The sequence below is a fragment of the Sphingobium sp. genome (assembly GCF_035511395.1).
Taxonomy (GTDB): Bacteria; Pseudomonadota; Alphaproteobacteria; order Sphingomonadales; family Sphingomonadaceae; genus Sphingobium.
In genome coordinates this window covers 1-9,248 of the sequence record NZ_DATKFP010000178.1, presented here as the reverse complement: position 1 = coordinate 9,248, position 9,248 = coordinate 1, and the positions used below count along the sequence as shown (strand labels likewise).

Below are 9,248 nucleotides of genomic sequence, written 5' to 3'. Positions count from 1 at the left end.
GCGCGGTATCGCTGATCGTGAACGGCTTCGCGAAGGAAGTGCTGCAACAGCTGCCGATGGAATTCGCCGTCGAAGCGCAGAAGCTGTTGGGGATTTCGCTGGAGGGCAGCGTGGGGTGATATTTGCGCTGCTTCTGAACGTCATGCCGGACTTAATCCGGCATCCCGCTTTTAAGTGTACGACGCGCGAAGGCAGCGAGACCCCGGATCAAGTCCGGGGTGACGGACATTCGAGAATTTGAAGGACGGAAAATTGAGCGACGAAGACGATATCCAGGATGCCCTCGCCGATTTCGCGGAAGATGTCGGCAATGGCCAGGCGTGGACCGCCGCCGTCCGTATCCTGACCGAGGATTATGAGCTGGAAGAGGGCGAGCTTCAGGCGCGCGCCGTCAAGGATTTCGGCGATCTCGACGCGTTCGAGGCGGAGAGCCGCGCCGCGCTGGAGAAGGGCGACGTCGCCTTCACCGAAAAGCTGCGCACCGACAAGGCGTTCCACAAGGCGAAGGCGCCCAACCTCACCCGCATGGGTCCGGTCAGCGAATTCGTCGTCGCGCTGCTGGAAAAGGGCGCGCCGGAGCCGGGCGCCGACTGGTGGCCCTATATGCCGATCAAGCGCCATATCGACACGCTGTTTCCCGCGCCGGGCGACGTGCGCGACATGGCCTTCTGGACCGCGCGGACGCTCCAGCGCGCGCAGAGCAAGTGATTTTCGGGGATAAGTGATGCTGACGATCGACAACCTGACCAACGAAATCGACGGCAAGGCGATCCTGAAGGGTCTGTCGCTGTCCATCAACGCAGGTGAAATCCACGCGATCATGGGGCCGAACGGCGCGGGCAAGTCGACGCTGGCCTATACGCTGGGCGGCCGTCCGAATTACGAAGTGACCGGCGGCACAGCGACGTTCGAGAGTGCGGACCTGTTCGAGCTGGAACCGCATGAGCGCGCCGCAGCGGGCCTTTTCCTGGGTTTCCAGTATCCGGTCGAGATCCCCGGCGTGTCCAACCTGCAATTCCTGCGCGAAAGCCTCAATTCGCAGCGCCGCGCGCGCGGCGAGAAGGAACTGAACGGCGGCGAGTTCATCAAGCTGGCCAAGGAAAAGGCCGGGCTGCTGGGCCTCGACATGGAAATGCTGAAGCGTCCGGTGAATGTCGGCTTTTCCGGTGGCGAGAAGAAGCGCGCCGAAATGGTGCAGATGGGGATACTCGATCCCAAGCTGGCGATCCTGGACGAGACGGACTCCGGCCTCGACATCGACGCGCTGAAGATCGTGGGCGCGGGCATCAACGCCATCATGCGCAAGCCCGACAAGGCCGTGCTGCTGATCACCCATTATCAGCGGCTGCTCGACTATGTGAAGCCGGACTTCGTCCACGTCCTCGCGGCGGGCCGGATCGTGAAGTCGGGCGGCCCCGAACTCGCGCTGGAACTGGAACGTGAAGGCTATGCCGAGGTGGTGGCCGCATGAGCGCCGCAGGCATCTCCCTTTCTCTCCGCGTCTCCGCGTCTCCGCGTGAGTCCATTTTATTCACGCGGAGGCGCGGAGACGCGGAGGAGGCGTGCCTGTGACTGCCCTCGCTCTGCCAACCCGCCGTCAGGAAGAATGGCGCTATAGCGATCTGGAGGCTGTCGCCTCCATCTGGCCACTGCCCGCGCCGACGCGCATCGATGTCGCAGCCGGGGAGAATGCCCGTCATCATCTGTTGCAGGATGCGGCCGACGACGCGGCTGCGGTGCATGATTATGTCATCACCATCGCGGACGGGGCGCGGTGCGATTTCCATGTACTGAACATCGGCGGCAAGCTGGGGCGCGTGACCTTCACCGTCACGATCGGCAGCAATGCGCATTTCGAGCTGAACGGCGCGATCATCGGCGGCGGCGACCAGACGCTGGAGATTATCACCAGCGTCACCCATGCGAAGCCGGATTCGACCAGCGGCCAGACGATCCGGTCGATCCTGGGGCAGCGCGCGACGGGCAGTTATCTCGGTAGCATCAACGTCGCACGCGATGCGCAGCGGACCGATGCTTTCCAGTCGATCAAGGCCATGCTGCTGGATCGCACCGCCACGGCGAACGCCAAGCCGGAGCTGGAAATCTACGCCGACGACGTCAAATGCGCGCATGGCGCGACCGTGGGCGAACTGGACAAGCAGGCGCTTTTCTACATGGCATCGCGCGGCATGGACCCGGCGACGGCCAAGACGCTGCTGCTGAAAGCATTCGTCGCGGGCGTATTCGACGATGTGGCGGATGAGGCGGTCAAGGACAGCCTCGAAACCGCCGCGCTCGCCAAGCTGGGGGCTCTGGTATGAGCGATCTTGCTTCAGGGCTGCGGTTGCGGGACGATTTCCCCGGTGTCGGCGACTGGCATTATCTCGACAGCGCCGCCACCGCGCAGAAGCCCAATGCCGTGATCGACGCCATCGCCCGCGCCTATGGCCCGGATTATGCGACGGTGCATCGCGGCGTCTATGAACGCTCGGCCAATATGACGCTGGCCTATGAGGCGGCGCGGCGGAAGGTCGCGACATTCATCGGAGCGGCATCGGACAGCGAAATCGTCTATGTCCGTGGCGCTACCGAGGGCATCAACCTGGTCGCGCAATGCTGGGCGGGGACGCAGCTCAAGGCGGGCGACCGCATCTTGCTGTCTTGCCTTGAGCATCACAGCAATATCGTGCCCTGGCAAATCGTGGCCGAAAGGCAAGGCGCGGCGATCGACGTCGTGCCGCTGACGCAGGACGGCCGGATCGACCTGGACGCCATGCGCGCGATGATCACGCCGCAGCATCGCATGGTCGCTCTGGCCCATGTATCGAACGTGCTGGGCAGCGTGCTGGATTGCCGACGCGCCGCCGACATCGCCCATATGGTCGGCGCGAAGATCCTGATCGACGGCTGTCAGGCCGTGCCGCGCCTGGCCGTCGATGTGCAGGCGCTGGACTGCGATTTCTACGTGTTTTCCGCGCACAAACTCTACGGCCCGACGGGCATCGGCGTGTTGTGGGGCCGTGCGGAACTGCTCGACGCCATGCCTCCTTATCAGGGCGGCGGATCGATGATCGACAAGGTGACGTTCGAGAAGACGACCTATGCTCCCGCGCCCACCCGGTTCGAGGCGGGGACGCCGCACATCACCGGTGTCGTCGGCCTGTCGGCGGCGATCGATTATGTGCAGGGCATCGGGCTGGACACCATCCACGCCCATGAATGCGCGCTGGTCGCCAAGGCGCGGACCGCGCTGGAGCAGATCAACAGCGTGCGCGTCTTCGGCCCCGACGATTCGGCCGGCATCCTCTCTTTCGAGGTCGAGGGGGTGCATCCGCACGATGTCGGCACCATATTGGACGAAACGGGCGTCGCGATCCGGGCCGGCCATCACTGCGCACAGCCGCTGATGCGCCATCTGGGCGTCGAGGCGACCGCGCGGGCCAGTTTCTGCATCTACAGCGACGACAGCGATGTGGATGCGCTGGTTCAGGGACTTGAACGAGTGAGGAAAATCTTCGGATGAGCGAAGAGCGCAAGATCATGGTGGAAGAAGTGGAGGCGGTCGAAACGCCGCCCAAGGCGCGCGTGGAGGAAGCCGATGCTGCCCCGCGTCAGCGCGACTATCTGGACGGATTTCTGGCACAGAGGCCTGCCGAGACGCCTGCCGGCGAACCCGGCGGCGATCTCTATGACGGGATCATCGACGCGCTGAAGGAAATCTTCGACCCCGAAATCCCGGTCAACATCTACGATCTGGGCCTGATCTACGGTGTCGACGTCACGGCGGACGGCCATGCCGTCGTCACCATGACGCTGACCACGCCGCATTGCCCGGTGGCGGAATCCATGCCCGGCGAAGTCGAACTGCGCGTCGGCGCGGTGCCCGGCGTCGGCGATGTCGAGGTCAACCTCGTCTGGGATCCGCCATGGGATCCGGGCAAGATGTCGGACGAAGCCAAGCTCGAACTGGGGATGCTCTGATGACTGTCGAGACCAAGACCCGCGCCCGCCCCGCCGCCGTCATCCTGACGCCGAGCGCGGAAGCCCGCATCGCGGAGTTGATGGCGCAGGCGCCCGAAGGCACGATCGGCGTCAAGCTGTCGACGCCCAAGCGCGGCTGTTCGGGCCTCGCCTATTCGGTCGACTATGTGACGCAGGAAGCGAAGTTCGACGAGAAGATCGAGACGCCCGGCGGCATCTTCTACATCGACAGCGCGTCGGTACTCTATCTGATCGGGTCGACCATGGACTGGGTCGAGGATGACTTCACCGCCGGCTTCGTCTTCAACAACCCCAATGCCAAGGGCAGCTGCGGCTGCGGCGAGAGCTTCACGGTCTGAGCATCCTGCCTGACGGAGGTGGTGTGATGCCGCACATGCTCATCCTTGGCATGGGCTACACCGCCTCACGCCTAGCCACCCGATTGCGCGCCGATGGCTGGCAGGTGACCGGCGTCCGCCGCACGGCCGATGTCGAGGCGCTCGCCTTCGATGACGCGAGCGCCGTTCGCGCCGCGATCGCGCAGGCCACGCACATCCTTTCCTCGGTCCCGCCCGCAGGCGACGCCGATCCCGTCCTGACCCGCTATGGAGCGGATATGGTCGCCGCCCCGGCGATCTGGACCGGCTATCTGTCTTCCACCGGCGTCTATGGCGATGCGGCGGGAGCTTGGGTCGACGAGAGCAGCGCCATCGGCTTCGGCCGCCGCGCCGCCCGCACGCAGGCCGATACGGAATGGGGCGCGCTTCGCCCCGACATGCGCCGCTTCCGCCTGCCCGGCATCTATGGTCCCGGCCGCTCGGCGCTCGACCGGGTGCGGGAGGGGCGGGCGCATCGCATCGACCTGCCCGACCAGATATTCAGCCGTGCCCATGTGGACGATATCGTCGCGGGCATTGCCCTCTCGCTCCATCGGGGGCCGCCGGGCATCTATAATCTGTCGGACGACCTGCCTTGCGCGCAGAACCGACTGATCGAGGAAGCCTGCGCGATACTGGGCCAGCCTGTCCCACCGCTGCTGACGCTGGAGGAAGCGCGACTGTCGCCGATGGCGCGGTCCTTTTACGCCGAAAACCGTCGCGTCGCCAATGGTCGGGCCAAGCGGCTGCTGGGCTGGGCACCGCGCCATCCGACCTATCGCGAAGGGCTGCGCGCTTGCCTCTGGAGCGCGCTGCATTGAATTCGATGCTGGTCGCGTTCCAATTTTTGTTGTCGCATCGTTGAAGCGAAAAACCGGTTCCCACTTTTCCGCACGATGCTCTGATTCGGTTCACCGCATGGTTTACGGCTTGTTAACCGAGGCAGTCGACAAGCGGGATATCGCTTCATAAGGGATGTCCGATGACCCGTATCGATAAGGCCTTTTCCGCGCTGAGCCACCGGATGAACGATGTTTCCATGCCCGGCCGCGCGACCGCTTCGCCGGAATCGATCGCCAGCCTGCTCGACAAGGTCAATGCCGCCAAGCTGCGCTACCAGCCGGGCGCGATGCGGTAATTGGCTTGCAGCGGTTTCCGAGCCGGCGGGGCGATACCACCCGACTCGAAATCGTTCTAGCTCTCTTTGGATCGCAACGCGATCGCCATGCCGACGACCGCAAGCACAGCGCCGCCGATCGCCAGCGCGGACCAGCGATAGCCCTCCACCGCAGTGGAGATCAGCATCGCAATCACCGGGATCAGCACGCTCGTATAGGCGGCGCGGCCTGCCCCCATGCGCTGGATCAGGGTGAAATAGAGCGGGAAGGTCACGACCGACCCGGCAAGACCCAGCCAGGCGATGCCCAGCATATAGCCGATGCGCGGTTCGAACTGCGGCGGCCCGACGGTGATCCAGGCGAAGAGGGCGTCCACCCCCGCACCGATCAGCATCGCCCAGGCCAGCACCGCCACCATCGGCAGCCGCCGGGCAATCTCCATCCCTTGCATGATATTCGCGCTCGACGCGCTCATCAGGCCCGCGAGCGAGAAGGCCGCGCCGAGCAGCACCATGTCGGGCCGGACCGTGGCGGCATGATATTCATGGACCAGCATCAGGATGATTCCCGTGACCGCCACCACCGATCCGCCGATGAAGGCGCGGCTGACGGGCTGGCGGAAAATCAGCCAAGCGAGGATCGAATTGGGAATCAGCAGCATCGCATAGACGACCGCGACCACGCCGGAGGTCAGATAATGCTCCGCCCGATAGACGAAGTTGAAATTGAGGACGAACTGCGCCGTTCCCAAAAGCGCGGCAAAGACCAGGCCCGCGCCGCCGATCCGCAGCGACACGCCCCGGAAGCGCGCCAAGACGGCCATGGCGATGCCGGCGAGCAGGAAGCGATAGCAGACCGACCAACTGGCCGGGACTGAGCCGATCTGATCGCGGATGACGATCCAAGTCGAACTCCAGATCAGGACGACGAGGATGAACGGCAGGGCGACGCCGCCCTTCGCTTCCTCAGCCACGGCCGAGCGCGCGGAGCGCGTCCGCCAGGGGTGCGACGCTGGCCGCATCCTGCGACCAGTTGGTGACAAGTCGCGCCGCGCCATTGCCCCAATCGTAGAAATCGAAGCCCTGCGCGCGCAGGGTCTCCGCTTCCTCCGCCGTGAGCCGCACGAACAGCTCATTGGCCTCGACCGGGTGCATCAACCGGCCGGCCGCGCTTTCCGCCAATGCCTGCGCCGCCGCATTGGCCGCACCGGCATTGCGCAGCCACAGATTATCCTCGATCATCGCGAGTATCTGCGCGGCGAGATAGCGGCCCTTGGAGAAGAGATGGCCCGACCGCTTGCGCCAGCGCTTGGCCTCGGCCGCGCGCGCTTCGGCCTGCCCCCCGAAGAAGAGCAGCGCCTCGCCGACCATGCCACCATTCTTGACACAGCCGAAGCTGAGCGCATCCACGCCCGCGCGCCAGGTGACGTCGGCGGGCGCGCAGCCCAGATGCGCGACGGCATTAGCAAAACGCGCGCCGTCCATGTGGAAGCCGAGGCCATGCGCCTTCGCCACTTCGCCGAGCGCGGCGACATCGTCGGGCGTATAGACCAGCCCATATTCGGTGGCGTTGGTGATGCTGATTGCGCGCGCGGGTACCTGATGCACGTCGGGACGGATCGCCTTCAGCCGCTCTGCAACGATTGCAGGCGTCAGTTTCGCGCCCTCGCCCGGCAGCGGCATCAGCGTCGCACCATGGGTGAAGAAGCCCGGTGCGCCACATTCGTCGACGACGATATGCGCTTCTTCATGACAGAGCACGCCGCCATAGGGCGGGCAGAGCGTCGCGAGGGCGATGCTGTTCGCTGCGGTGCCGGTGGAGATCCACAGCGCCTTGACCGGGGTTTCGAACAGGTTGGAAAAAGCGCCATCCAGCCGCGCGCTCCATGCGTCGCCGTCATAACCATGATCCGCCCGGTCGGCCGCGGCGATGGCAGCCATGATGGCGGGGCTGATGGGCGTGGCGTTGTCGGAAAAGAAGTGCATGGAGGAGCGATAGCCGGGCTGTCGTCCGGCGAGAAGAGGCCATCGCGTCATGGCTGGCCCTGTCATGCAAATGGGTCAGTATATATGACCCATTGTTTCATGGGCCGCACTGTGACATAGGCGCCCCTTCCGAGCCAGAAAAGGAGACTCACCATGGCCGCCGAGCAGACGTCGCGTTTCACCGTTACCCGCAACAGCCAGGCTGTGACGGCGAACGAGCGCGCGCTACTGCTTGAGGATCCGGGTTTCGGCCGGCTCTTCACCGATCATATGGTGACAATCCGCTATACCGAGGGTCAGGGCTGGCACAGCCACAAGGTTGAGGCGCGCGCGCCCTTCATGCTCGATCCCGCCTGTGCCGTACTGCATTATGCGCAGGAAATCTTCGAGGGCATGAAGGCCTACAGGCTGGAGGATGGCAGCGTCGCCATGTTCCGCCCGGAGGAAAATGCCCGCCGCTTCGCCGAATCGGCCGAGCGCATGGCGATGCCCGCCATTCCCCAGGATCTGTTCATGGAAGCGGTCGAAGAACTGGTGAAGATCGATGGCGACTGGATCCCGTCGGGCGAAGGCAGCCTCTATCTGCGTCCCTTCATGTTCGCGAGCGAAGCCTTTCTGGGCGTGCGCCCGTCGAACGAATATATCTTCTGCGTCATCGCTTCGCCCGCCGGCGCCTATTTCAAGGGCGGCAAGAAGGCCGTGACCCTGTGGGTGTCGGAACATTTTACCCGCGCGGCGCGCGGCGGCACGGGCGCGGCCAAGTGCGGCGGCAACTATGCCGCATCGCTGGTCGCGCAGAAGGAAGCGATCAAGCATGGCTGCGACCAGGTCGTCTTCCTCGACGCCGCGGAAAACAAGTGGGTCGAGGAACTGGGCGGCATGAACGTCTTCTTCGTGATGGACGACGGGTCGATCATCACCCCGCCGCTCGGCACCATCCTGCCCGGCATCACCCGCAACTCGATCATCTCCCTGGCCCGCGCCAAGGGGCATGAGGTACGCGAGGAACTGTACAGCTTCGCCCAGTGGCGGGCCGACGCGACCAGCGGCCGGATGCGCGAAGCCTTCGCCTGCGGCACGGCGGCGGTCGTGACGGCGATCGGCACGGTCAAGAGCGTCGATGGCGACTTCACCATCGGCAATGGCGATGGCGGTCTGGTGACGGAGAGCCTGCGCGCCGAACTGACCGGCATCCAGCGCGGCACCGTGGCCGATCCGGCCGGCTGGGTCCGCACGATTTAAGGCTGCTACCTTTCAGCCGTTCGGGCTGAGCCTGTCGAAGCCCCATACTTCCTTTCAAGAAGGAAAGCCCTTCGACAGGCTCAGGGCGAACGGATTTAAGAGGTTCGCCGTACTTCCCAATCCCGCCCCAAGCGCCTAGACACATCGCCATGGAACGCTTCGACGTCGTGATATTGGGTGGTGGGCTGGTTGGCCTGACTCTGGGCATCGCTCTTTCCCGCCATGGCGTGAAGACCGCCGTGATCGATCCGGCCAATCCGGTCGATACGACGGCCGCAGGTTTTGACGGCCGCGTCTCCGCCATCAGTTCGACAAGCCATGCCATGTTGTCCGCCATCGGCGTGGGCGCGCATCTGGAGGGCAAGGGTTGGGACGAGAAGAGGACTGGAATGAGCTCTCCCAGCGGAGGTCTTCGGCGAACGAGGCGAGGGCAAGGCGGTCGGCTGGACGGGCGCGAGACATGAGATCGGAGAGTCCGCCCCGGATGGCGTCGAGGGGGCGGCCGTTCATGCTGCCGGAGACATCGACGAGGAGGAGCACGGTTG

12 protein-coding genes and 1 pseudogene are annotated in these 9,248 nt (G+C 64.7%); 10 read left to right on the top strand and 3 right to left on the bottom strand.

From position 1 onward, the window contains the following. The first annotated feature begins 252 nt into the window (after positions 1 to 252). From VMR39_RS12130 to VMR39_RS12095, 8 genes are all read left to right on the top strand, one after another. A complete protein-coding gene (locus VMR39_RS12130) occupies positions 253 to 708 on the top strand; it encodes a hypothetical protein (RefSeq protein ID WP_325416233.1) in 456 nt (151 codons plus the stop codon). A gap of 16 nt (positions 709 to 724) precedes the next feature. Next, positions 725 to 1,471: a Fe-S cluster assembly ATPase SufC gene (gene sufC, locus VMR39_RS12125; RefSeq protein WP_325416232.1), complete on the top strand. Its 747-nt coding sequence runs from the start codon at positions 725 to 727 to the stop codon at positions 1,469 to 1,471. A 97-nt stretch (positions 1,472 to 1,568) separates the two neighbouring features. Beyond that, a complete protein-coding gene (locus VMR39_RS12120; protein WP_325416230.1) occupies positions 1,569 to 2,321 on the top strand; it encodes a SufD family Fe-S cluster assembly protein in 753 nt (250 codons plus the stop codon). Beyond that, complete coding sequence (locus VMR39_RS12115; RefSeq protein ID WP_325416229.1) at positions 2,318 to 3,523, top strand: cysteine desulfurase; 1,206 nt, start codon at positions 2,318 to 2,320, stop codon at positions 3,521 to 3,523. The genes VMR39_RS12120 and VMR39_RS12115 overlap by 4 nt, the downstream gene beginning before the upstream one ends. Then, the gene (locus VMR39_RS12110; RefSeq protein WP_325416228.1) at positions 3,520 to 3,981 is read left to right on the top strand and encodes an SUF system Fe-S cluster assembly protein; all 462 of its coding nucleotides are present in this window, start codon (positions 3,520 to 3,522) and stop codon (positions 3,979 to 3,981) included. The genes VMR39_RS12115 and VMR39_RS12110 overlap by 4 nt, the downstream gene beginning before the upstream one ends. Further along, entirely contained in the window at positions 3,981 to 4,340 is a 360-nt protein-coding gene (locus VMR39_RS12105; protein ID WP_325416227.1) for an iron-sulfur cluster assembly accessory protein, read from the top strand. Before VMR39_RS12110 ends, VMR39_RS12105 begins: the two co-directional genes overlap by 1 nt. 26 nt (positions 4,341 to 4,366) lie before the next feature. Beyond that, on the top strand, positions 4,367 to 5,179 hold the full coding sequence (locus tag VMR39_RS12100; protein WP_325416225.1) for an SDR family NAD(P)-dependent oxidoreductase: 813 nt from the start codon (positions 4,367 to 4,369) through the stop codon (positions 5,177 to 5,179). 161 nt (positions 5,180 to 5,340) lie between these two features. Beyond that, on the top strand, positions 5,341 to 5,496 hold the full coding sequence (locus tag VMR39_RS12095) for a hypothetical protein (RefSeq protein WP_325416224.1): 156 nt from the start codon (positions 5,341 to 5,343) through the stop codon (positions 5,494 to 5,496). Positions 5,497 to 5,552: 56 nt separating this feature from the next. Here VMR39_RS12095 and VMR39_RS12090 read toward each other — a convergent pair whose 3' ends face one another. Together VMR39_RS12090 and VMR39_RS12085 are read right to left on the bottom strand one after the other, a co-directional pair. Continuing rightward, a complete protein-coding gene (locus VMR39_RS12090) occupies positions 5,553 to 6,449 on the bottom strand; it encodes a DMT family transporter (RefSeq protein ID WP_325416223.1) in 897 nt (298 codons plus the stop codon). After that, positions 6,442 to 7,461: a threonine aldolase family protein gene (locus tag VMR39_RS12085; protein WP_325416235.1), complete on the bottom strand. Its 1,020-nt coding sequence runs from the start codon at positions 7,459 to 7,461 to the stop codon at positions 6,442 to 6,444. The genes VMR39_RS12090 and VMR39_RS12085 overlap by 8 nt, the downstream gene beginning before the upstream one ends. A gap of 153 nt (positions 7,462 to 7,614) precedes the next feature. On the opposite strand from VMR39_RS12085, the gene VMR39_RS12080 reads away from it, so the two are divergent. Next, the gene (locus tag VMR39_RS12080) at positions 7,615 to 8,703 is read left to right on the top strand and encodes a branched-chain amino acid aminotransferase (protein ID WP_325416222.1); all 1,089 of its coding nucleotides are present in this window, start codon (positions 7,615 to 7,617) and stop codon (positions 8,701 to 8,703) included. Positions 8,704 to 8,852: 149 nt separating this feature from the next. After that, the gene (locus VMR39_RS12075; RefSeq protein ID WP_325416221.1) at positions 8,853 to 9,167 is read left to right on the top strand and encodes an FAD-dependent monooxygenase; all 315 of its coding nucleotides are present in this window, start codon (positions 8,853 to 8,855) and stop codon (positions 9,165 to 9,167) included. Here the strand turns inward: VMR39_RS12075 and VMR39_RS30480 are convergent. Further along, positions 9,142 to 9,213 (bottom strand): annotated as a pseudogene (locus VMR39_RS30480) (hypothetical protein); the annotation flags it as partial. The gene VMR39_RS12075 and the pseudogene VMR39_RS30480 sit on opposite strands and share 26 nt — an antisense overlap. Positions 9,214 to 9,248 lie beyond the last annotated feature (35 nt).